The organism is Microvirga sesbaniae, from assembly GCF_025460805.1.
GTDB lineage: Bacteria > Pseudomonadota > Alphaproteobacteria > Rhizobiales > Beijerinckiaceae > Microvirga > Microvirga sesbaniae.
The window spans coordinates 61,867-83,493 of the sequence record NZ_JAMXFJ010000006.1; the positions used below are offsets into that span (position 1 = coordinate 61,867).

Consider the following 21,627-nt stretch of genomic DNA (forward strand, 5'->3'; position numbering starts at 1 on the left):
GAGCGACACCCTCTCCCCGTCATGGCCGGCCATCACCCGCCCCCTCCGCACGTCCTGGCCGGGCCTGTGCCGTCCATCCCGATCCGGTGAAGCGCCGAGCCTCACCGCATCGGGATCACCGGGACAAGCCCGGTGATGACGTGGCGGGTGATATGGCGGTAGGGGGACCCATCCCGAAGGGCCGCGTCAGCGAAGACCGGGTCCACTTTTCCGTCCGATGCGCTAGGTTTCCAATCGAGTGCCTGGGAGGAAAGACATGGCATCCGTCGCTCTGGTGTCCGTTCTCGGCCCCGATCGGGTCGGCCTCGTTGCGGCCATCGCCGAGCATCTGTTCGACGTGGGCGTGAACCTGAGAGACACGACTTTCGCGGCGCTGGGTTCAGGGGCCGAGTTCGTCGCGATCTGCGAGCTTCCCGGGACCCTGACGGCGGGCGAGATCGAGGCCGGCCTCAAGCGGCTCCCCGAGCTCGACGGGGCGGAGATCCGGGCGATCCCCTATGCGTTCGACCCGAGCCCGGGCCCCGCCGGCAACATCACCCATCGCATCGCCATCAGCGGCGGCGACCAGCTCGGCCTCGTGGCGCGCCTGTCGGAGGTCTTCACGCAATACGGGGCCAACATCGTGCGCCTCGAAGCCCGCAAGCTTCCGGAGAGCGAGGGCGGGCTCTATGTGACCCGCTTCGCCGTTTCGATACCGGCGGGGCAGACCGATCCGTGCCTGGCCACGGTCGGCAACACGGCCGGTGCGCTCGGGTTGAGCTGCCGGGTCGAAGAGAGTTCACTCTGAAACGGCCCATGGCCGGGACGGGCCCGGCCATGGCCGCACCGTTCGGTACACCGCCGTCAGGCTTCGAACTCGTCGTCCTGCGGCTGGCGAATGCCGTAGCGGCTTTCCAGGGCGCCGTTGCGGGGCTGCGGGCGCGTGCGCTCGCCGTTCTCGTTGACGGAGCGCTGCGGGCGGTCGGACGGGTCGCGCCCGATGCGGGAGGCGAGCTGCGACAGGTCGAGGAACTCGTCGGCCTGGCGACGCAGCTCGTCGGCGACCATCGGGGGCTGGGTCGTGACCGTGGACACCACCGAGACGCGCACGCCGCGGCGCTGCATGGCCTCGACCAGCGACCGGAAATCTCCGTCACCGGAAAACAGGACCATGTGGTCGATGTAAGGGGAGAGCTCCAGCGCGTCGATGGCGAGCTCGATATCCATGTTGCCCTTCACCTTGCGGCGGCCGGCGGAATCCACGAACTCCTTGGTGGGCTTCGTCACCACCCGGTAGCCGTTGTAATCCAGCCAGTCGATCAGCGGGCGGATGGAAGAATATTCCTGATCTTCTACAAGCGCCGTGTAGTAGAATGCCCGGACCAGGGTGCCCCGGCCCTGAAATTCCTTCAGCAGACGCTTGTAATCGATATCGAAGCCGAGAGTTTTGGTGGTAGCGTATAGGTTGGCGCCATCAATGAAGAGAGCGATCCGCTGCTGGCCTGACATAAGTATTCTCTATTCGTGTCTGCCGGAGCGGCATAACAACCTGTATTGTTCGAGCGGCATCTATTATTTACGCTGGCAATAAAATTGCGCGATAAAATCACGACGCGCCGTGAAACTGGCTGCTATTAACCCTTCGGACGAGTAAAAACGACAAAGTAAAATACTTAATGGCGTGTTAATTCCAAGAGTCAAGTTGGCGGAACCAAGGCAGTCAAGCCTTTGTGTGACAAATAAACAGCTATTTACGATTTCAGGCTGCGGCTGCCGGGTTTGACGGCCGGGAGCGCCGCCAGATCGGCCGGGAGCTGGTCCGGCGCATAGGCTGGAATGTCGAGCTGAACCAGGGACACCAGGGGCACGCCGAGGTCGGCCTTGCCGCCCGAACGGTCGATCAGGCAGGCCGCTCCGAGGATCGTGCCGGGATGCTCCCGCAGGGCCGCCAGGCATTCCCGAGAGGAAAGTCCAGTCGTGACGATGTCCTCGACCATGACGACCCGTGCCCCTTCGGGAATCGTGAAGCCGCGCCGCAGGACGAAGACCCCGTTCTCCCGCTCCACGAAGATCGCCTTGGCTCCCAGGTGCCGGGCCGTCTCGTAGCCCGGGACGATGCCGCCGACGGCCGGCGAGACCACGTAGTCGACCGACCCGAAGGCGTCCTTGATCTTCCCGGCCAGCCCGCGGCAGACCCGCTCCGTCCTGGCCGGATCCTGGAACACGAACATCTTCTGCAGGAAGACCGGGCTGTGCAGCCCGGACGAGAGGATGAAATGCCCCTCCAACAGCGCGCCGGCGGAGCGGAATTCGTCGAGAACGTCGTTCGGGGTCATGGCATCGGTCTCCTCGACGGCTGTTTGGCAGGCCGTCCGGCGCGAGGCAAGGGGAAACAGGCCGCCCGATCCCGGCCGGCCACCCGGTGATGACGGGAAGGGCGGTGTGAGCGGGTGATGACACCCTCCACACGTCATGGCCAGCCTCCGCCCGTTAGATCACCTCCACACGTCATGGCCGGGCCTGTCCCGGCCATCCCGATCCGGTAAGGCGCGGCGCTGGCCCGAGGCCTGCACGAAAGCCTCGAAGAGCCTGTTGCCCGGATGGTCCTGCCTGGCGAACAGCTCCTGATGCCATTGGACCCCGACGGCGAAGCGACGATCGGGAATCTCGATCGCCTCGATGATTCCATCCTCCGCGCGGGCGCTCGCCACCGCCCGGTCGGACAGGGTCACCACGGCTTCGCGGTGAAAGGTGTTCACGGCGAGCGTGGTCTGCCCGACGATGCGCGCGAGCAGGGTGTCCTGCGCGACCGACACCCGATGGACGGCTCCGCGCCGGTCATGGTCCATGACATGGGGCCCGAGCGCCCGCAGGTCCGGCGACAGGCGGCATCCGTGCAGGGCCGCGAGAACCTGCATGCCGTTGCAGATGCCGAGGACCGGCTTGTCGCGCTCCAGGAAGCCGCGCATCAGGGCGATCTCGACGTCCAGCCGTTCCGACGGAGGAGCTTTGGAGACCTGCCCGTCGATGAACCAGGAATCCGGGAAGGCGAAGCGGCCGCCGACGCTCAGGAAGCCGTCGAACCCGTCGATCACCGGATCGACCATCTCCGGACCATACGGGATGCCGAAAGGCAGCCCGCCGGCGCGCTGGATCGCGACGAAATAGGCCTTCGCCATGTCGTAGCGCGTGCCGTCCGCACTGGTGTTCTCGTCCATGATGACGGCGATGCGGGGCAGGTGCGGCATGGGAGGTCCTGACGTTCAGGGTCGCGCATTCGAGGGGTGGCGAGGATCGTCGAAGCCGATCTTGATGCGGCGGTTCTGGCGCCCCTTGTTGTCCACCTTCAGGATCGTCACGGGTCGCGCCAGGCCGGTCGACGTCAGGTGGGTGCCGCCGCAGCCTTGGCGGTCGAGCCCGGCGATCTCGACGATGCGAACGGTGCCGTCGACACCGCGAGGGGGCGAGACCGCCTTGCTGCGAAAGAGGCCCGGCACCGCGGCAGCCTCGTCCCACGGCATCCGGAAGGCGCCGATGGGCAAGTCCTGCGCGATCACGGCATTGATGGGCCCGTCGAGGGCGCGCAGACGGTCGGCATCGGCGCCGGGAAGATCGAAATCGAGCCGGAACGTGCCGTCGGCGGACAGTTGCGCTCCGGTCAGCAGCGCCCCGCCGAACGCGCGGAACACGATGCTGTTGGCGACATGAGCCACGGTGTGGAGCTCGCACATGAGCCCGCGGAATGCCGGATCGACCGCGACGCGGACGATGCCGGTGATTTCCGTGTCGCCGTCGAACGCGTGCCAGACGCCGCGCTCCTCCGCGCGGACCGCCCGGATGTCGACGGTGCCGTGCGTCCACCACAGCACGGCCCGGTCCGGGAGCTGTCCACCGCCGCCCGGGAAAACCGGGGATCGCGCGAGAAGAACGGCGCCCGGGCGTGTATCGAGCACCGGCGCATCGAACTCCAGTGTTCCGGGGTGATCTTCATAGAACGGACGCATCTTCGCTCGAACCGCAAAACGACGCGCCCTTCTTAGCACGAGAGCATCGGACGTGATATGTGGACCCGCTTTGTGGGCACCCCTTCGTCGTCACCGGCCTCGTGCCGGCCATCCCGATACGGGACGCGCCGCGCCCTTCCAATCGGGATGGCCGGCACAGGGCCGGCCATGACGTGGGAGGTGACCTAACGGGCGGAGGCCGGCCATGACGTGGGAGGGTGGCAGGAAGGGCGGAGGGTGCCATGACGCCGGAGGGTGTTGTTACCGGCCCGTTTCACCTCTCCACGTCATCACCGGGCTCGTCCCGGTGATCCCGCTTGTTGGGAACGCCGCACGTCACCGCATCGGGATGGCCGGGACAAGCCCGGCCATGACGTGCGGAGGGTGGCCGTGAGACCGCAGGATGGCCGGCACGAGGCGGGTGACGACCGGCCGGCCATGACCGGGAGGGTGTCGGCCCGTAAGCGGGTGCCAGCTGCAACGGGAGAGGCCCCCGGCGCGGCCCTCTGGGTCCGCACGATGCGCTAGAGCATCGGACCCAAAAGTGGGTCCACTTTTGGGATCGATTCCGATGCTCAATTCCTTAAGCAGCGCCTCGTTCGGCGCGGACCCAGCGGGCCGCGCAAGCGAAAACCGGGTCCACTTTTCGCTGACGCGGCCCTCTGGGTCCGCACGATGCGCTAGCCCGTGACGCGGTCGACGCGGCTCACCACGCGCTTGGCGCGCAGCTCGGCGATGATGGCATTGAGGTGCTTCAGGTCCCAGACCGTCAGGTCGATGGTCATGTCGGTGAAGTCCTGGGTGCGCCGCTTCATGGAGACGTTGTCGATGTTGCCGTCGTGGTCGGCGATCACCTGGGTGATCTGGGCGAGCGATCCGGGCTCGTTGATGGATTGCAGCTTGATGCGCGCCGGGAACCGCTGGCTCGAGCCCGATTCCAGATCCCAGCGCACGTCGATCCAGCGGTCGGGCTCGTTGTCGAAGGCCGCCAGCGACGGGGACTGGATCGGATAGATCGTCACGCCCTGGCCCGGGGTCAGGATGCCGACGATGCGGTCGCCCGGCACGGCGCCGCCCTCCTGGGCGAAGCGGATCGGCATGTCCTTGTTGAGGCCGCGGATCGGGATGCCGGCGGGATGCTCGCTCCCCGGCTTCTTGGTCGCGCCGTCGGGCTGCCCGCCGCGGCCGTCGGCCCCGGCGCGGCGCTCGTCCAGGTAATCGGGATAGACGGCGCGCACCACGTCGCCGGAGAACATCTCGCCCCGGCCGACCGCCGCCAGCACGTCCTCCACGGAGACCCGCGCCAGGCGGGGCAGGGCGCCTTTCAGCTTCTCGTCCGAGAAAGGCCGGCCGGCGCGCTCGAAGGCGCGTTCCAGGATCTGATGCCCGAGGCCGGTATATTGCCGGCGCACGGCCGCCCGGGTGGCCCGGCGGATCGAGGCGCGCGCCTTTCCGGTGACCACGAGCGATTCCCAGGCGGCCGGGGGCGTCTGGCCCTCGGCGCGGACGATCTCCACCTCGTCGCCGTTCTGCAGCTCCGTGAGCAGAGGCGACATGCGGCCGTTGATCTTGCAGCCCACCGCCGTGTTGCCCACGTCGGTATGCACCGCATAGGCGAAGTCGATGGGCGTCGCGCCGCGCGGCAGGGCGATGAGGCGCCCCTTGGGGGTGAAGCAGAAGACCTGGTCGTGGAAGAGTTCGAGCTTGGTATGCTCGAGAAACTCCTCCGGGTTGTCGCCCTCGGCCAGGAGGTCGATGGTCCGCCGCAGCCACTGATAGGCGCGGCTCTCGGTGGCGAGGCGCGAGTCGCCGTTGACGCCTTCCTTGTAGAGGGCGTGGGCGGCGATGCCGTATTCGGCGACCTCGTCCATGTCCTCGGTGCGGATCTGCAGCTCGACGCGCTGGCTGCCGGGCCCGATCACCGTGGTGTGGATCGACCGGTAGTCGTTCTGCTTCGGGGTCGAGATGTAGTCCTTGTACCGGCCCGGCACCATCGGCCAGCTCGTATGCACGATTCCCAGCGCCCGGTAGCACTCGTCGATGGTGTTCACGATGATCCGGAAGGCGAAGATGTCGGACAGCTGCTCGAAGGAGACGGATTTGCGCTCCATCTTGCGCCAGATGGAATAGGGGCGCTTCTGCCGGCCCGACACCGACGCCTCGATTCCCTGCGCGCGCAGCTTGGTCGTCAGCGTCCGCTCGATCTCGTCGACGAGCTTCTCGCTCTTGGCGGAGAGTTCGTGCAGGTGGCGCTTGATGGCCTCGTAGGCCTCCGGGTCGAGGTTCTGGAACGACAACTCCTCCAGCTCCTCGCGCATCTCCTGGATACCCATGCGGCCGGCCAGGGGCGCATAGATGTCGAGGGTCTCCTCGGCGATGCGCTTGCGCTTGTCGGGCGGCATGAATTGCAGGGTGCGCATGTTGTGGAGGCGGTCGGCGAGCTTGACCAGCAGGACCCGCACGTCGTCGGCGATGGCCAGGAGGAGCTTGCGGAAGTTTTCGCCCTGGGCGGCTCGTTTCGACACGAGATCGAGCCGCTTGATCTTGGTCAGGCCGTCGACGAGCGCGCCGATCTGGGGGCCGAAGGTCCTGTTGATCTCCTCCAGGGTCGCCTGCGTGTCCTCCACCGTGTCGTGGAGAACCGCCGCCGCGATGGTCGCGTCGTCGAGCTTGAGGTCCGTGAGGATCGCCGCCACTTCGAGGGGATGGCCGAAGAACAGGTCGCCGGATGCACGCTTCTGGTTGCCATGAGCCATCATGGCATAGATGTAAGCGCGGTTGAGAAGCGCCTCATTGGCCGAGGGGTTGTAGCGCTTGACCCGCTCGACGAGTTCATACTGGCGCATCATGCGGCCGCAATCTCCTTTTGGCCCTTTATCCGGCTGAAATGACGAAGCTATCGAAGATATTGTACAACGTCTTCGGATCGCAAGCCGAATAGCTTGCCGCAGGCGGTCGGTCCCGGGCTTGGTTAAGCCGGCCGACAAAAAAAGCCCGGCATCGAGCCGGGCTTTTCGGGATCGGTGGAGACGCTTATTCGCGGTCGTCGTCGTCCGCGCTGCTGCTGGGCGGCACGAGGCCTTCCAGGCCGCGGAGCAGGTCTTCCTCGCTCATGCGGTCGAACTGGATGTCCGTATCGTTGTCGCCGCCGGTCGACGGGGCGGCCGCCGTATTGCTGAGCATCGGAACGGCTTCCGCCTCCGGCTCGTCCACCTCGACGTATTTCTGCATCGAGTGGATGAGCTGCTCCTTCAGGTCGTCGGGGGCGATCGTCTCATCGGCGATCTCACGCAGGGCCACGACCGGGTTCTTGTCGCGGTCGCGGTCGATGGTGAGCGGCGAACCCGAGGAAATGAGGCGAGCCCGGTGGCTGGCCAGCAGAACGAGCTCAAACCGGTTGTCGACCTTGTCGATGCAGTCTTCGACGGTCACGCGAGCCATGGGGGCTCCTTCTTCAGTCTTGAGGAATTCGGAAGAGGGACCGGATACACCGTCCGGGGCGAGAAAACAAGAGGACGCGTTCCCGGGCAGGGACTTAACCGGACGTGACACCCCGCATGCCGGCCTCGACACCCCGTCGCTATGTTGTTTCAGGCCGGGAGGCGGCGCCGAAGGTGATCCTTGAACGGTTCGCGCAAGGCCATGAACGGAATCGGTCTCGACCGAAGCCTCCTGGCCGGCCGGCGGCGGCCTATCCGGTGATCGGGGCAAGGGCGGCCCGGCATATCCGCGCCTTGACTCCGTGTCTGCGCCTTGACTCCGTGTCTGCGCCTTGACTCCTCGACGCCCGGGTGCGAGTCCCGCGCGGATTCGATCAAACGAGGGTTTCGCTCCCGATGAAGCGCGCATTCATTTTCCCCGGCCAGGGAAGCCAGGCCGTCGGCATGGGCAAGGCCCTGGCCGATGCCTTCCCGCAGGCCAAGGCGGTGTTCGACGAGGTGGACGAGGCTCTCTCCCAGAAGCTCTCCACCGTCATGTGGGACGGGCCGGCCGAGGAGCTGACCCTGACGGCCAACACCCAGCCGGCCCTGATGGCCGTGAGCCTGGCGGCCATCCGGGTCCTGGAGGCTGAGGCCGGTCTCGATCTGGCGAAGCATGCCGCCTTCGTGGCCGGTCACTCGCTCGGCGAGTATTCGGCGCTGGCCGCCGCCGGCAGCCTTTCCGTTGCGGATACGGCCCGGCTGCTGCGGATCCGCGGCAACGCCATGCAGAACGCCGTTCCGGTCGGGCAGGGCGCCATGGCGGCGCTCCTCGGGCTCGAATACGACACGGCCCTCGAGGTCGCCCGCGAGGCGGCGCAGGGCGAGGTCTGCGATGCGGCCAACGACAATGGCGGCGCCCAGGTGGTCGTGTCGGGCCACAAGGCCGCCGTGGAACGGGCGGTCGCCATCGCCCAGACCAGGGGCGCCAAGCGCGCCGTGATGCTGGCCGTCTCCGCGCCCTTCCATTGCGCGCTCATGCAGCCCGCGGCCGACGCCATGCGCGAGGCCCTGGCCCGCGTGACGGTCAAGGCCCCGGTCGTGCCCGTGGTGGCCAATGTGGAGGCCGCCGCCATCACCGATCCGGCCGCCATCCGCGACGCCCTGGTGCGCCAGGTCACCGGCACCGTCCGCTGGCGCGAGAGCGTGGCCTTCATGGCCGCCCAGGGCGTTGAATCGTTTCACGAGGTGGGTTCCGGCAAGGTCCTGACCGGCCTTGTCAAACGCATCGCGGCCGGCAGCTCGGCGGCCTCCATCGGCACCCCCGAGGATGTCGCCGCCTTCAAAGCCACCCTGAACGGATAAGAGGAGCCCTGCATGTTCGATCTCACCGGCCGCAAGGCTCTCGTCACCGGCGCCACGGGCGGCATCGGCGGCGCCATCGCCCGCGCGCTCCACGCCCAGGGCGCCACCGTGGCCCTGTCCGGAACCCGGCGGGCGGCCCTCGACGAACTGGCGTCCTCCCTGGGCGAGCGCGTCCATGTGGTCGAGGCCAACCTGTCGGACAAGGACTCGGTCGAGGCGCTCGTTCCGGCCGCCGAGGCCGCCATGGACGGGCTCGACATCCTGGTCAACAACGCGGGCGTGACCCGGGACAACCTGTTCATGCGCATGAAGGACGAGGAATGGGACACGGTGATCGCCGTGAACCTGACCGCCTCCTTCCGCCTGTCGCGGGCGGCCGTGAAGGGCATGATGCGCCGCCGCTACGGCCGCATCGTCAATATCGGCTCCGTCGTGGGTTCGACGGGCAATCCCGGGCAGGGCAACTATGCCGCCTCCAAGGCGGGCCTGATCGGCATGACCAAGGCTCTCGCGGCCGAGGTCGCCAGCCGCAACATCACGGTCAACCTCGTCGCCCCGGGCTTCATCGAGTCGCCCATGACGGACGTGCTCAACGAGAAGCAGCGAGAGGGAATTCTGGGCACCATTCCCATGGGGCGGCTCGGCCAGGGCGATGAAATCGCCTCGTCGGTGGTCTATCTCGCCTCCACGGAGGCCGCCTACGTGACCGGCCAGACCCTGCATGTGAACGGCGGAATGGCCATGTTCTAAAGGAACTTATCCCGCTTTCCGGAATCTGTTTGCAGGAGCCGTTCACCCCTCGCCAGACAGGATAAGCTTGTGTTAAGCATGGTCCCGATCAGGTCAAAGGGGTTGACCGGCGCTTAAAAATGCGGCTTTGCACGGCGCAGGATGGCCGTTTCAGCGTTGTCAGCTGAACAGCTGATCTAGATTGATTTCTTAATCCGCCCAATTCCTGAGGCGGCAGCCACTGAGGAAAAAACGATGAGTGACGTCGCTGATCGCGTGAAGAAGATTGTTGTCGAGCACCTCGGCGTCGAAGCCGACAAGGTGACCGACAACGCCAACTTCATCGACGACCTGGGCGCCGACAGCCTGGATACGGTCGAACTGGTGATGGCCTTCGAGGAAGAGTTCAACGTCGAGATCCCGGACGACGCGGCTGAGACCATCGTGACGGTCGGCGACGCCATCCGGTTCCTCGAGAAGAACGCGGCCTAAACGGCTGAGACAGGGCGTCGGATGACTCATTCGACGCCCGAATTTTATGGATCGATAGGGCAGGAATTCATGCGCCGGGTAGTCGTCACAGGTCTTGGCATGGTCACGCCGCTCGGCAGCGGGGTCGATGCCACATGGTCCCGCCTCGTCGAGGGTCAGAGCGGCGCCAACACAATCACGGATTTCAAGGTCGACGACCTGGCCTGCCAGATCGCCTGCCAGATCCCCCGGGGCGACGGCTCCGCCGGCACGTTCAATGCCGACGAGTGGATGGAGCCCAAGGAGCAGCGCAAGGTCGATCCGTTCATCGTCTATGCGATGGCGGCCTCCACCATGGCCCTGCGGGATTCCGGCTGGGAGCCCAAGTCGTACGAGGACCAGTGCGCGACCGGCGTGCTGATCGGCTCCGGCATCGGCGGCATCGGCGGCATCTACGAGGCCTCCGTCACCCTGATCGAGCGCGGCCCCCGCCGCATCTCGCCCTTCTTCATCCCCGGGCGTCTGATCAACCTGGCCGGCGGCTACGTGTCCATCGCGCACGGCCTGAAGGGCCCGAACCACGCCGTGGTGACGGCCTGCTCCACCGGCTCCCACGCCATCGGCGACGCGGCCCGCCTCATCGCGCTGGGCGACGCGGACGTGATGGTGGCCGGCGGCACGGAATCGCCCATCAACCGGCTCTCCATCGCGGGCTTCGCCGCCTGCCGGGCCCTGTCGACCAATTTCAACGACGACCCGACCCGCGCCTCGCGTCCCTACGACAAGGACCGCGACGGCTTCGTCATGGGCGAGGGCGCCGGCATCGTCGTGCTGGAGGAATACGAGCACGCCAAGGCCCGTGGCGCCAAGATCTACGCCGAGGTCATCGGCTACGGCCTGTCGGGCGACGCCTATCACATCACCTCGCCGTCCGAGGATGGCGACGGGGCCTATCGCTGCATGGCCGCGGCCCTCAAGCGGGCCGGCATCGACGTCTCGGAGATCGACTACGTCAACGCGCACGGAACGTCGACGCCGCTGGGCGACGAGCTGGAGCTGAAGGCCGTCGAGCGCATCGTGGGCAACGCGGCCGGCAAGCTCTCCATGTCGTCCACCAAGTCGGCGATCGGCCATCTCCTGGGAGCGGCCGGCGCCGTCGAGGCGATCTTCTCGATCCTGGCCATGCGCGACGGCATCGTTCCGCCGACCATCAACCTCGACAATCCGTCCGTGGACACGGCCATCGATCTCGTGCCCAAGCAGGCCAAGCGCAAGGAGATCAACGTGGCCCTGTCGAATTCCTTCGGGTTCGGCGGGACTAACGCTTCGCTCATTCTTCGTCGCGTATCCTGAACCCGGCGACCGCCCGTTACGGCTTTTCGCCATATTCCCCGTTAGGGTGTCGGCGGACCGGCAGGACCGCCGGCCGATACCAGAAAAGCGGCGTAATGTTCGGACGAAAGAAAAAGCTCCTTCTCCCTCCCGTGGACGATTCCGACCACGGCTCGCAGCCGCGTCTGGCACCCCGCTCCCCGAACGAGGCCATCAAACCCTCCATGGCGCCGCCGCCGCCGCCGAAGCTCCGCCGCCGCCGCAGGGGGATGCTGTCGCTCCTGAGCGGCCTGCTGACCCTTCTCGTCGCCGTGGCGATCGCCGGCATCTTCGGCTTCTCCATGCTCCAGCACGAGGTGGCGGTTCCCGGCCCGCTGCAGAGCGACAAGGTCGTGGTCATCCCCCGCAACACCGGCACGGGCGAGATCGCCAACATCCTCAAGGAGGAGGGCGTCATCGATCAGCCGCTCCTGTTCCAGGCCTATGCCCACATGAACCGGCAGCGCGGCCAGCTGAAGGCCGGCGAGTTCCAGTTCAAGGCTGGCACCAGCATCGAGGACGCCATCGACACCCTCATCCAGGGCAAGGCGATCCTGCATACGGTCACGGTTCCCGAAGGCCTGACCAGCGAACAGATCGTCGCCCGCCTGTATGAGCAGGAGATCCTCACGGGCGACGTGACCGAGACCCCGCGTGAAGGCTCGCTCCTGCCCGATACCTACAAGTTCGAGCGCGGCACGACCCGCCAGCAGATCATCAACACGATGCAGACGGCCCAGCGCCAGGCCATCGAGCAGATCTGGCAGCGCCGCTCCAGCGAGTTGCCGATCAAGTCGCCCCAGGAGCTCGTGATCCTCGCCTCCATCGTGGAGAAGGAGACGGGCCGGGCGGACGAGCGCACCCGGGTTGCGGGCGTCTTCATCAATCGCCTCATGAAGCGGATGAAGCTTCAGTCCGATCCGACCATCGTGTACGGGCTCGTCGGCGGCAAAGGCACGCTGGGCCGCGGCATCCTGCGCAGCGAGATCGAGGCCGCCACCCCCTACAACACCTATGTGGTCGAAGGCCTGCCGCCGGGTCCCATCGCCAATCCCGGCCGTGCCGCCCTCGAGGCCGTGGCCAACCCGTCCCGGACCAAGGATCTCTACTTCGTGGCCGACGGCTCGGGAGGCCATGCCTTCGCCGAGACCTACGAGCAGCATCAGCGCAACGTGACGCGCTGGCGGCAGATCGAGAAGAGCCGTCCGGCTCCCGACGCCACCGATGTGGACCGGGTGGTGCCCGATTCCGCCGACCAGACGAGCCTGCCTCCCGGCGTGACCCCGGCCCTGCGCGGCTCCGCGAATGCGCTGCCCGCGTCGGGCGGACGGCTCAGTCGCGGCTTCGACGCCAGCGAAGGGACCGACAAGGACCCGCTCAAGAACAAGACCTTCGACCTGAACAATCCGAAGAACGTTCCGCCTCTGCGTCAGCCGTGACACCGCCCGCCGTCACGGCCGGCGCAAGGCCGGCCATGACGTGCGGAGGGTGTCAGGAAGGGCGGAGGGTGCCATGGCGTGTGGAGAGTGTTCGCACCGCCTCACACATACACCACGTCATCACCGGGCTTGTCCTGGTGATCCCGCTTCCGAGAGGCGCCGAGCCTCACCGGATCGGGATGGCCGGCCATGACGTGGGGAGGGAACCCCCACGAAGAAATCGACTGAAGAAATCGACTCTTCGACCGGCGCGCATTATGGTCGCGCCGACTTTTCATTCCGTTCGAGGTTTGCGCATGTCCATTGCGAGCATGACCGGCTTTGCCCGCGAAGCCGGTGTCACCGGTTCCTATCAATGGGCCTGGGAGCTCAAGAGCGTGAACGGGCGGGGGCTCGAGGTCCGGGTTCGCACGCCGTCGGGCCTCGACGCCGTGGGCGAGGACGCGCGCGGCCAGATCCTCAAGGCGCTGACCCGCGGCCAGGGCCAGCTCAATCTGTCCCTCAGCAAGGCGTCGTCTGCTCCCAGGCTGCGCGTGAATCAGGACGTGCTGCAATCGCTGCTCTCGGCGATCGGCGGCCTGACCCTCCCGGACAATGTGCAGCCCGCCTCCCTCGATGGCCTGCTGTCCGTGCGCGGCGTGGTCGAACTGGACGACGATGCCGCCGATCCGTCCCAGGACGAGGGCCTGGTTGCGGCTCTGAAGGCCGGGATCGGCGCGCTGATCGGGTCTCTCAAGGCCGCCCGGCTCAAGGAAGGGCAGGCGCTCGCGGCGGTTCTCGGGCAGCAGCTCGATCGCATCGCCCAGCTGGTCGACGAGGCCGAGGCGGCACCGGCCCGTCGGCCCGAGGCCATCCGCGCCCGGCTGGAGGCCCAGATCGCCGAGCTGCTCGACGGCAGGGCCGGTCTCGATCCCGACCGCCTGCATCAGGAAGCGGTGCTCATCGCGGCCCGGGCCGACATCCGCGAGGAACTGGACCGGCTGCGGGCCCACGTGGATTCGGCCCGCGGCCTCCTGCAGGAAGGCGGGCCCGTCGGACGCCGCCTCGACTTTCTGGCTCAGGAATTCGGGCGAGAGGCCAACACCCTGTGCGCGAAGGCCAATGATGTCTCCCTGTCGCGGATCGGGCTTGAATTGAAGGCCGTGATCGAGCAATTCCGTGAGCAGGTTCAGAATGTGGAGTGATGCGGTGAGCCAGGATTCGAAGCCCCCGGTCGGTCGTCGCGGCCTCATCCTCATCCTGTCGTCCCCGTCCGGCGCCGGGAAGACCACCCTGACCCGCAGCCTCGTGGAGGAGCGGGCCGGCGTGCTCTCGGTGTCCGTCACCACCCGACCCAAGCGCCCGTCCGAAATCGAGGGCAAGCATTACCACTTCATCGACGTGGACGAGTTCAAGGCGATGCGCGAGCGCGACGAGCTCCTGGAATGGGCCGAGGTGCACGGCAACTTCTACGGCACGCCGCGCAAGCCCGTGGAGAAGACGCTGGCCGCCGGCCAGGACATGGTGTTCGACATCGACTATCAGGGCACCCGCCAGGTCCGTCAGAAGCTCCCGGACGACGTGGTGACCGTGTTCGTCCTTCCGCCGAGCTTCAGGGAGCTGAAGGCGCGGCTCGAGCGCCGGGCCGAGGATGCCCCCGAGGTCATCGCCAAGCGCCTCGCCAATGCCAGGATCGAGATGGAGCGTTGGGTCGAGTACGATTACGTCATCGTCAACGAGGACCTCGGCAAGTCCTTCGAGAGCCTGAAGGCGATCCAGACGGCCGAGCGGCTGAAGCGCGAGCGCCTCGTCGGTCTGTCCGACTTCGTCGAAGGATTGCTGGCAGAAAAGATCGACTGACGCTGCCGATGCTCCACTCTTGGCTGGCGCATCTTTTCACGCAAAACCGGTTCCCACTTTTGCGTCCGATGCTCTAGACCAGCGCGAGCGCGTTCCGGCGCGCGTGGCGGGCGATGGCGTGGGCGATCAGCACCTCCATGAGCTCGTCCTGCGGCAGGCCTCCGGCCTCCCAGAGCTTGGGATACATGCTGATCGCCGTGAAGCCCGGCAGGGTGTTCACCTCGTTGACGAAGAGCCCGTCGTCGCTCTTCGGATCCAGGAAGAAATCGACCCGGGCCAGGGCCTCGCAGGCGAGCGCCTTGAACGTCTGGACGGCAAGTTCCTGGATGCGGCGGCCCAGAGCCGGCGGGACGTCCGCCGGAATGCGCAGGAGAGCGCCGTCCGCATCGACATACTTGGCGTCGTAGCTGTAGAAGCCGTGGCTGTCGGACGGCACGATCTCGCCCAGGGGCGAGGCGCGGACCTCGCCGGCGGCGTCCTCCAGGACCGAGCATTCGATCTCCCGTGCCCCCGTGACGCTGCGCTCCACGAGCACCTTGCCGTCGTAGCGGAACGCGCGCTCGCACGCCCCGTCGAACTCCTCGGCGGAAGCGGCCCGCGACACGCCCACGGACGATCCCATATTGGCGGGTTTCACGAAAAGATCGGCGGTGCCCAGGGCCTCCGCGGCGGCCCGGTAGGCGACACGGGTGCGGGGCGTGAGCGTCAGGAAGGGAACGACCGGCAGGCCGCCGTCGCGCAGGAGGCGCTTGGCGATGTCCTTGTCCATGCCGGCGGCGGAGCCCATCACGCCGGATCCTACATAGGGAACATTGGCCAGTTCGAGACAGCCCTGGACGGTGCCGTCCTCGCCGTTGGGCCCGTGAAGCACGGGGACGACCGCATCGAGGCGCAGGGTTCGCGGCGGCCTGTCGCGGTCGAGCACGATCGTCTCGCCGGACCCGCCCGGCAGAAGGGCCACCTGCGGAGCTCCCTCCGGAATCTCCAGGGACCGGGCGCCGCGTCCGCCGCCATTGCCGCCGTCGCAGAGGAGCCAGCGCCCGTCCCGGCCGATCCCGATGGGGACGATGTCGTAGCGGTCGGGATCGAGGGCGCGCAGGACGTTGGCGGCCGACAGCTTCGAGACCTCGTGCTCGGCCGAGCGTCCTCCGAACAGAAGTCCGATCGTCTTTCGCGCCTGCGCCATGCCCGCTTCCCTTCCCGCGCGGCCGCCGGGGCCGCTCTCGTCGATCCGATCTTGGGAGAGGCGCGGTTAAGGTATCATGAAAAGGGTCGCCCGGTCCGACACCCTCTCACGTCATGGTCCCCTCCGCCCTTCCTGCCACCCTCACCACGTCATGGCCGGCCTTGTGCCGGCCATCCCGATCGGAAGGGCGCGGCGCCTCTCGTATCGAGATCACCGGGACGAGCCCGGTGATGACGTGGAGGGGGTGGTAAGGGCCGGCGATGAACCGGGGGCGAACGTCCTGTCCGCACGATGCGCCAGCCCCTCAGGGCGTGCGCGTCGCATCCCAGGCATTGGCCAGCGCCACATAGCCTTCCACCGGGACGTTCTCGGCGCGGGTCGTCTCCTCGAGCCCGGCGGCCGCGATGACGGGGGCCGGGTCGGCCATGATGGACTTGAGGCTCTGGCGCAGCATCTTCCGGCGCTGTCCGAAGGCCGCCCGGGTCACGGCCTCCAGGGCGCCGATGCGGCAGGGCAGCGGATCGGCCCGCGGGGTCAGGTGGACGACGCTCGACGTGATCTTGGGCGGCGGCACGAAAGCCCCGGGGGGCACGTCGAACAGGATCCGCGCCTGCGTGCGCCAGCCGCAGAGAACCCCGAGGCGCCCGTAGTTCTTCGGATCGCTCTCGTCCGCCACGATCCGCTCGGCCACCTCGCGCTGGAACATGAGCGTGAGCGAGCTCCACCACGGCGGCCAAGCCTCTCCGGTGAGCCAGCCGGTCAGCAGCGCCGTGCCCACGTTGTAGGGCAGGTTGGCGATGATCCTCACGAGCCCGTGGCCCGCCAGAGGGCGCGGGTCGAATTCCAGGGCGTCGGCCTCGACCACGTCGAGCCGGCCCGGATAGCGCGCGGCGATCTCCGCGAGCGCGGGCAGGCAGCGGGTGTCGCGCTCGATGGCGATCACCTTCCCGGCGCCGGCCGCCAGGATCGCGCGGGTCAGGCCGCCGGGACCCGGGCCGACCTCGATGACGGTCGCGTCTTCCAGAGGACCCGCGGAGCGGGCGATCCGGCTGGTGAGGTTGAGGTCGAACAAAAAGTTCTGGCCGAGGGACTTCTTGGCCATGAGCCCGTGGGCGCGCACCACCTCGCGCAGGGGAGGAAGGTCGTCGATCTGGCTCATGGGCGCCCCAGGCGGGCGGCGAGCTTCAGGGCCGCCATGAGACTGTCGGGGCGGGCCACGCCCTTGCCGGCGATGTCGAAGGCGGTGCCGTGATCGGGCGAGGTCCGCACGAAGGGGAGCCCGAGGGTCACGTTGACCGCCTCGTCGAACGCGATGGTCTTGATCGGGATCAGGGCCTGATCGTGGTACATGGCGAGCGCCGCGTCGTACCGGCTGCGCGCGCGGGCGTGGAACATGGTGTCCGCCGGGAGGGGGCCCGCCGCATCGATCCCCTCGGCGCGCAGGATGTCGACGGCCGGAACGATGATCCCGGCGTCCTCGGCCCCCATGGCGCCGTTCTCGCCCGCGTGCGGATTGAGCCCCGCCAGGGCGAGCCTTGGACGCTCGATGCCGAACCGATCCCTCAGCTCCCGGGCCACGATCCGGCCCGTCAGGACGATCAGATCCGTGGTCAGGGCGGAGGGCACTTCCGAAAGGGCGATGTGAACCGTCACGGGGACGACCGCGACCGGCTCGCTCCACAGCATCATCACCGGATGAGGGGGCTCGGCTCCGCCGTCCGCGGCGAGGGCCGCGAGGTATTCCGTATGTCCCGGGTGCCTGAAGCCGGCCTCGTAGAGAACGTGCTTGGCGATCGGGTTGGTCACGACGGCCGCCGCCGAACCGTCCCGAACGAGCCGCACGGCCCTGTCGATGGATTCGAGCACGGACGGAGCATGGCCCGGATCGGGGCGTCCCGGCTCGGCCGACACGGCGACGCTCAGCGGCACGACGGGCAGCGCGTCGGTAAAGGCGGCTCGGACCTGCTCCGGCGCCACGCGCGCGATGGGAACGCTCCATCCGAAGCGGGCCGCGACCCGGGCGAGATGATCGGGATCGCCGAGAACGGCGAAGGGCGGCAGAGCGGCCCGATCCCTCTCGAGCCAAGCCCTCAGGCTGAGCTCCGGCCCGATCCCGGCCGGATCACCTTGAGTCAACAGGAGAGGGCGCTGGTTCACACCTGACACCGGGCCGCCGCCCCATCATTCATCGCTCGTGCCGTTCAGGTTCTGCGTATAGCCCACCTCGCCGAGAGACCGGAACTCGAGGCTGAACGCGATGGTGTGGTTCTGGTTCTTCTCGCCCGAATTGCGCACCACCTCGCGCGGGGTCACGCTGTAGCTGACCGAGAAGGTCGTGCATTCGTCCATGTAGCCGAGGCCGAGGGACATGCCGCTCACATAGGCCTTGTCGTCGCTCTCATAGACGGCGTTCGGATTGGTCGCGAGCTGGGCCAGGTAGGTTTCACGCGCCAGCAGGTAGCGGTCCAGATCCAGGAGCACCGAGCCGGTCACGTACCAGTTCGGCGAGATGTCCCACCGGGCCGAGCCGAGCAGTCCCTCGCGGCGCAGCGGGAAGCCGATGGCGGGCTGCGCCGCATAGTTGGCATAGGTCAGCGAGGTCGACAGCGGCAGGTATGGATTGAAGTTCGCCCGGAACCCGGCCTCGACCCGGTTCACGTCGAAGTTTTCCTGGTCGAAGCGCGCGCGGGTCACGAACGCGAAGTTCGCGTTCGGGGAGATCTGGAAGCGGCCCACATAATCGGAGGCGCGCGAGTCGAGGCCGGAATCCAACCCGACATTGGCCAGGTCGGGCTGCCGGAACGAGTTGCGCCCGGCGATCTGGTAGGACTGGCCGAACAGCACGTTGGCGTAGAAATCGTCCGCGCCGGTCACGGTGTACTGGATGCCGACATTGGCCCTGACGCCACCCTCGACCCGGTCGTAGCCGGAGAACTTGTCCCAGTCGAACAGGGAGGTGTCGTCGAAGACGAGGCTCTGGGCATCCTCGTTCGGGAGGCTGCCGATCCGGGTCTCGTTCGGCCGGGCGATCACCTGGGCGATCGGCTCGAGGATCTGCTTGCCGGAGGTTCCGAGGCTGGCGATGAAGGGATAGCGGTACTCGACGCCGACCGCCGGCATGGCCCGGAACACAAAATCGTCGTCGGAGTCGAGGAAGTTGCCGAGCTGCGCGTTCTGATACCCTTTGAAATCGGGGTCGATCCAGATGTTGTCGGCCCTGACATAGGCGAACGGCGTCCAGACTTGGCCGATGGGGTCGACGAACTCGCGGCGCCAGGACGCCATGACCGATGCCCGGGAGGTCGTGCCGCTGATGCCGCGCACCAGGCAGGAGGCCGGATCGAACACGATGCAGGTCTGGGCCACGCCGAAATAGGTCGTGTTGGCGACGGACAGCGGGTCGAACTGGGCGGCCTCGCGGGAGATGTGCGTCACGTTCACGTCGATGGCGGCCTCGCCGCCGATGGACGCGGGGGTGAAGCGCTTGTTGTAGTCCAGGACCGGGGCCACGATGGGCTGCTGCTTCTGCCACTCGCTGCTCGACAGGGTCTGGAAGTAGTATCCGCGCACGTCGAAGAAGGATCGGTCGCCCTGCCCCTGGAGGTACAGGGTCGAGATCGATTCCTTGATGTAGTACGAGCTGAGGCTCTCGCTGCGGATCTTGTAGTTCGTCAGGAACCACTTGTCCGAGAGCAGGGCGATGTCCCAGCCCCAGCGCCAGTTCTGGTTGATGTAGAACAGGCCGTTCGTCTCGAGGGAGCCGCGGAAGTCGCGGTTGCCGGCCCCGTAGGGGGGCTGGAGAAAGGCGTCCGGCTCCTGCTGGAAGATGCCGGCGGCCCGGATGTTGTAGGTGCCGTTCTCGAGCCGGTGGCGCCACTCGGCCTGGCCGAGCACGCCCTGGCGGCTCAGGAAGGTCGGGCTGATCGTCAGGTCGTAATTCGGCGCGATGGCCCAGAAGAACGGCACGGAGGCGCCGTATCCGAGCGCGCTCGAATAGATGTAGCGCGGCGACAGGAAGCCGGTCTTGCGCTTCACCGTCGGGTCGGGCGTCCAGAAATAGGGCAGGTAGGCGACCGGGATGCCGAGGAGCTCGAGGGTCGCATCCTCGTAATAGATCGTCCGCTCGCTGTTGTTGTGGATGATCTTGGCGGCCTTGACCTGCCAGAGCGGCGGCCGCTCCGGATTGTCCTTGCAGGGCTCGCAGGCCGTGTAGGTGCCGCGCTCGAACGTCGTGGTCTCGCCCTCGGCGCGCTCGGCGCGCGGGGCCGAGAAGCGGGTCGTGAGGGGGCGGCCCTGCTCGACGGTGGTCTGGACCACCCGCAGGGAATCGATGAAGCCGTTCTTGAAGTCGTCCGTCAGCTCGAAGCGGTCGCCCGTCGCGACGGTGCCGCTGGCGTCCGTGAGCCGGGCATTGCCTTCCGCGAAGACCCGGCCGGTGTTCCGGTCGTAGGTGACCCGGTCGGCCTGGAGGGTCCGGCCCTGGTAGTTCATCTGGACGTCGCCGGAGGCCGCGATCGTGTTCTTGTCGTTGTCGTAGACGATTTCCTTTGCGTCAACGAGCAGCCGGTCCTGGCCGGACCCCGACTGGGCGCGGCCGGCGATGGCCTCGTTCAGGGTCGCCTGGGCAAGCGCAGGCACAGACACAGCAGCCAGCAGAGCCGCTGCGATCGCAGACGTTGCGATCGTTGTCCTAAGCCGCCGCATCCCCACTCCTTCGCAAGCCTTCTTGTCGAGGACGGTCAGCCGTCCTCCTGGTGCAATAATGCCAAGGTCCCTAACAGACTGCCTACTACAGCCGGGAACCAGGCTGCAACAAGGGAACTGATGATTCCAGACGCGCCAAGCTCCGCCATTAGCTCCGTCGCGACATAAAGCACGAAGCCGGCAGCGACGCCACCCAGAACCATCATCGCTACACCGCCAAATCGAAAGAATCTTAACGATACGGATGCGGCTACGAACACCATCGCGATGAACAGCAGCGGGCGCGCCAGAAGCAGGTCGTAATGGAGCTGGTAGGGCGTGACGTTGATGTCCGCCTGCTCCATGCGGTCGATCGTCTCCTTGAGGTCCCAGAACGGGACCGCGTCCGGATCGGTGAAGCTCTGTCGAACCTGCGAGGGCTGCAGGTTCGACGCGATCAGGTAGCGGTCATGCGCCTGGGGCTCCTCGGTGGCCGACAGGATGCGGGCGTCCTTGAGCTCCCAGAATCCCTCGTGCAGGGTCGCCTCCCTGGCTTCGACCCGGTGGGTGAAGACGCCCATGGGATCGAAGGCATAGACCGTGACGCCGACGAGGGTCGCCGTATCCGCATTGGAGCCCTCGCCCCGGAGGATGGCCTGTCCGTCCTGGCTCCTCTGGCGGATCCAGATCGGCTTCTCGCGGGCTTGAACGGGGCGGGAAAAGATCTGCGTCTCCAGGGCGGTGCCGCGCTGCTTGAGGATCGCCGAGACCGGGTTGTAGACGGTCACGGACACGATGCCGATCAGCAGGGCGATCAGGAGTCCCGGCTGCAGGAACTGCCAGGCCGAGATGCCGGCGGCCCGGGCCACGACCAGCTCGAGCTTGCGGCTGAGCTGGAGCAGGGCGGCCATGCTGCCGAACAGCACCGCGAAGGGCATCACCTGCTCGGCGATGGCCGGCGTGCGGAACAGGGCCAACTGGGCGATCACCGCGGTCGTGGCGGCCGGCGCATCGCCCGCCCGGCGCATCAGCTCGACGAAGTCGAGCGTGTAGACGAGGGTGAAGACAGTCGCGAAGACAAGGAAAATCGTCTTAATGAACTGTCGCGAGAAATAGAACCCGAGGGTACGGCCGATCAGCAT

Annotated in this window: 20 protein-coding genes; 9 read left to right on the plus strand and 11 right to left on the minus strand. The window is 67.1% G+C overall.

Translation table 11 applies throughout. The features are described 5' to 3' along the window. Nucleotides 1-256 precede the first annotated feature (256 nt). On the plus strand, nt 257-787 hold the full coding sequence (locus tag OCW50_RS11110) for a glycine cleavage system transcriptional repressor (protein WP_262270779.1): 531 nt from the start codon (nt 257-259) through the stop codon (nt 785-787). 56 nt (nt 788-843) lie between these two features. Here the strand turns inward: OCW50_RS11110 and OCW50_RS11115 are convergent, their stop codons facing one another. The 4 genes from OCW50_RS11115 to OCW50_RS11130 all read right to left on the minus strand — a co-directional run bounded on the left by OCW50_RS11115 (nt 844) and on the right by OCW50_RS11130 (nt 3,983). Beyond that, nucleotides 844-1,488, minus strand: coding sequence for a LabA-like NYN domain-containing protein (locus OCW50_RS11115; RefSeq protein ID WP_262270778.1), 645 nt, complete (start codon nt 1,486-1,488; stop codon nt 844-846). Between the two features lie 242 nt (nt 1,489-1,730). Then, on the minus strand, nt 1,731-2,315 hold the full coding sequence (gene pyrE, locus OCW50_RS11120) for an orotate phosphoribosyltransferase (protein WP_262270777.1): 585 nt from the start codon (nt 2,313-2,315) through the stop codon (nt 1,731-1,733). 159 nt (nt 2,316-2,474) lie between these two features. Then, nucleotides 2,475-3,227: a gamma-glutamyl-gamma-aminobutyrate hydrolase family protein gene (locus tag OCW50_RS11125; RefSeq protein ID WP_262297555.1), complete on the minus strand. Its 753-nt coding sequence runs from the start codon at nt 3,225-3,227 to the stop codon at nt 2,475-2,477. A gap of 15 nt (nt 3,228-3,242) precedes the next feature. Then, nucleotides 3,243-3,983, minus strand: a complete 741-nt coding sequence (locus tag OCW50_RS11130; protein WP_262297556.1) for an alanyl-tRNA editing protein — start codon at nt 3,981-3,983, stop codon at nt 3,243-3,245. A gap of 390 nt (nt 3,984-4,373) precedes the next feature. On the opposite strand from OCW50_RS11130, the gene OCW50_RS11135 reads away from it, so the two are divergent. After that, nucleotides 4,374-4,511 carry a hypothetical protein gene (locus tag OCW50_RS11135; protein WP_262297557.1) on the plus strand — a complete coding sequence of 46 codons (138 nt, stop codon included), beginning with the start codon at nt 4,374-4,376 and terminating at the stop codon, nt 4,509-4,511. A 152-nt stretch (nt 4,512-4,663) separates the two neighbouring features. Here the strand turns inward: OCW50_RS11135 and OCW50_RS11140 are convergent, their stop codons facing one another. Further along, a complete protein-coding gene (locus OCW50_RS11140; RefSeq protein WP_262270774.1) occupies nt 4,664-6,832 on the minus strand; it encodes a RelA/SpoT family protein in 2,169 nt (722 codons plus the stop codon). 184 nt (nt 6,833-7,016) lie between these two features. Beyond that, on the minus strand, nt 7,017-7,424 hold the full coding sequence (gene rpoZ / locus OCW50_RS11145; protein ID WP_262270773.1) for a DNA-directed RNA polymerase subunit omega: 408 nt from the start codon (nt 7,422-7,424) through the stop codon (nt 7,017-7,019). Nucleotides 7,425-7,819: 395 nt separating this feature from the next. Between rpoZ and fabD the strand changes: the two genes are divergently transcribed. From fabD to gmk, 7 genes are all read left to right on the plus strand, one after another. After that, on the plus strand, nt 7,820-8,767 hold the full coding sequence (gene fabD / locus OCW50_RS11150) for an ACP S-malonyltransferase (protein WP_262297558.1): 948 nt from the start codon (nt 7,820-7,822) through the stop codon (nt 8,765-8,767). Nucleotides 8,768-8,779: 12 nt separating this feature from the next. Beyond that, the gene (gene fabG, locus OCW50_RS11155) at nt 8,780-9,517 is read left to right on the plus strand and encodes a 3-oxoacyl-[acyl-carrier-protein] reductase (RefSeq protein ID WP_262270771.1); all 738 of its coding nucleotides are present in this window, start codon (nt 8,780-8,782) and stop codon (nt 9,515-9,517) included. A gap of 234 nt (nt 9,518-9,751) precedes the next feature. After that, the gene (locus tag OCW50_RS11160) at nt 9,752-9,988 is read left to right on the plus strand and encodes an acyl carrier protein (RefSeq protein WP_009764365.1); all 237 of its coding nucleotides are present in this window, start codon (nt 9,752-9,754) and stop codon (nt 9,986-9,988) included. 69 nt (nt 9,989-10,057) lie between these two features. Continuing rightward, a complete protein-coding gene (fabF, locus tag OCW50_RS11165) occupies nt 10,058-11,320 on the plus strand; it encodes a beta-ketoacyl-ACP synthase II (protein WP_262297559.1) in 1,263 nt (420 codons plus the stop codon). 95 nt (nt 11,321-11,415) lie between these two features. Then, nucleotides 11,416-12,777, plus strand: a complete 1,362-nt coding sequence (mltG, locus tag OCW50_RS11170; RefSeq protein ID WP_262297560.1) for an endolytic transglycosylase MltG — start codon at nt 11,416-11,418, stop codon at nt 12,775-12,777. A 296-nt stretch (nt 12,778-13,073) separates the two neighbouring features. Next, complete coding sequence (locus OCW50_RS11175; RefSeq protein ID WP_262297561.1) at nt 13,074-13,961, plus strand: YicC/YloC family endoribonuclease; 888 nt, start codon at nt 13,074-13,076, stop codon at nt 13,959-13,961. Then, nucleotides 13,951-14,616 (plus strand): guanylate kinase, encoded by a 666-nt coding sequence (gmk, locus tag OCW50_RS11180; protein WP_262270791.1) that lies wholly within the window; start codon nt 13,951-13,953, stop codon nt 14,614-14,616. The genes OCW50_RS11175 and gmk overlap by 11 nt, the downstream gene beginning before the upstream one ends. A gap of 73 nt (nt 14,617-14,689) precedes the next feature. Here gmk and OCW50_RS11185 read toward each other — a convergent pair whose 3' ends face one another. From OCW50_RS11185 to lptG, 5 genes are all read right to left on the minus strand, one after another. Beyond that, nucleotides 14,690-15,802 (minus strand): D-alanine--D-alanine ligase family protein, encoded by a 1,113-nt coding sequence (locus tag OCW50_RS11185; protein ID WP_262297562.1) that lies wholly within the window; start codon nt 15,800-15,802, stop codon nt 14,690-14,692. A 304-nt stretch (nt 15,803-16,106) separates the two neighbouring features. Further along, nucleotides 16,107-16,961, minus strand: coding sequence for a 16S rRNA (adenine(1518)-N(6)/adenine(1519)-N(6))-dimethyltransferase RsmA (gene rsmA, locus OCW50_RS11190; RefSeq protein ID WP_262270766.1), 855 nt, complete (start codon nt 16,959-16,961; stop codon nt 16,107-16,109). Continuing rightward, nucleotides 16,958-17,959, minus strand: a complete 1,002-nt coding sequence (pdxA, locus tag OCW50_RS11195) for a 4-hydroxythreonine-4-phosphate dehydrogenase PdxA (RefSeq protein WP_373371371.1) — start codon at nt 17,957-17,959, stop codon at nt 16,958-16,960. Before pdxA ends, rsmA begins: the two co-directional genes overlap by 4 nt. 24 nt (nt 17,960-17,983) lie before the next feature. Further along, nucleotides 17,984-20,506 carry an LPS-assembly protein LptD gene (locus tag OCW50_RS11200; RefSeq protein WP_262297564.1) on the minus strand — a complete coding sequence of 841 codons (2,523 nt, stop codon included), beginning with the start codon at nt 20,504-20,506 and terminating at the stop codon, nt 17,984-17,986. A 35-nt stretch (nt 20,507-20,541) separates the two neighbouring features. Beyond that, the gene (gene lptG / locus OCW50_RS11205) at nt 20,542-21,627 is read right to left on the minus strand and encodes an LPS export ABC transporter permease LptG (protein WP_262297565.1); all 1,086 of its coding nucleotides are present in this window, start codon (nt 21,625-21,627) and stop codon (nt 20,542-20,544) included.

What these genes read in the sequence shown, in the direction of transcription:
- OCW50_RS11110 (WP_262270779.1), top strand. Translation starts at nt 257, where the DNA reads ATGGCATCCGTCGCTCTGGTGTCCGTTCTCGGCCCCGATCGGGTCGGC.
- OCW50_RS11115 (WP_262270778.1), bottom strand. Translation starts at nt 1,488, where the DNA reads ATGTCAGGCCAGCAGCGGATCGCTCTCTTCATTGATGGCGCCAACCTA.
- pyrE (WP_262270777.1), bottom strand. Translation starts at nt 2,315, where the DNA reads ATGACCCCGAACGACGTTCTCGACGAATTCCGCTCCGCCGGCGCGCTG.
- OCW50_RS11125 (WP_262297555.1), bottom strand. Translation starts at nt 3,227, where the DNA reads ATGCCGCACCTGCCCCGCATCGCCGTCATCATGGACGAGAACACCAGT.
- OCW50_RS11130 (WP_262297556.1), bottom strand. Translation starts at nt 3,983, where the DNA reads ATGCGTCCGTTCTATGAAGATCACCCCGGAACACTGGAGTTCGATGCG.
- OCW50_RS11140 (WP_262270774.1), bottom strand. Translation starts at nt 6,832, where the DNA reads ATGATGCGCCAGTATGAACTCGTCGAGCGGGTCAAGCGCTACAACCCC.
- rpoZ (WP_262270773.1), bottom strand. Translation starts at nt 7,424, where the DNA reads ATGGCTCGCGTGACCGTCGAAGACTGCATCGACAAGGTCGACAACCGG.
- fabD (WP_262297558.1), top strand. Translation starts at nt 7,820, where the DNA reads ATGAAGCGCGCATTCATTTTCCCCGGCCAGGGAAGCCAGGCCGTCGGC.
- fabG (WP_262270771.1), top strand. Translation starts at nt 8,780, where the DNA reads ATGTTCGATCTCACCGGCCGCAAGGCTCTCGTCACCGGCGCCACGGGC.
- OCW50_RS11160 (WP_009764365.1), top strand. Translation starts at nt 9,752, where the DNA reads ATGAGTGACGTCGCTGATCGCGTGAAGAAGATTGTTGTCGAGCACCTC.
- fabF (WP_262297559.1), top strand. Translation starts at nt 10,058, where the DNA reads ATGCGCCGGGTAGTCGTCACAGGTCTTGGCATGGTCACGCCGCTCGGC.
- mltG (WP_262297560.1), top strand. Translation starts at nt 11,416, where the DNA reads ATGTTCGGACGAAAGAAAAAGCTCCTTCTCCCTCCCGTGGACGATTCC.
- OCW50_RS11175 (WP_262297561.1), top strand. Translation starts at nt 13,074, where the DNA reads ATGTCCATTGCGAGCATGACCGGCTTTGCCCGCGAAGCCGGTGTCACC.
- gmk (WP_262270791.1), top strand. Translation starts at nt 13,951, where the DNA reads ATGTGGAGTGATGCGGTGAGCCAGGATTCGAAGCCCCCGGTCGGTCGT.
- OCW50_RS11185 (WP_262297562.1), bottom strand. Translation starts at nt 15,802, where the DNA reads ATGGCGCAGGCGCGAAAGACGATCGGACTTCTGTTCGGAGGACGCTCG.
- rsmA (WP_262270766.1), bottom strand. Translation starts at nt 16,961, where the DNA reads ATGAGCCAGATCGACGACCTTCCTCCCCTGCGCGAGGTGGTGCGCGCC.
- OCW50_RS11200 (WP_262297564.1), bottom strand. Translation starts at nt 20,506, where the DNA reads ATGCGGCGGCTTAGGACAACGATCGCAACGTCTGCGATCGCAGCGGCT.
- lptG (WP_262297565.1), bottom strand. Translation starts at nt 21,627, where the DNA reads ATGCTGATCGGCCGTACCCTCGGGTTCTATTTCTCGCGACAGTTCATT.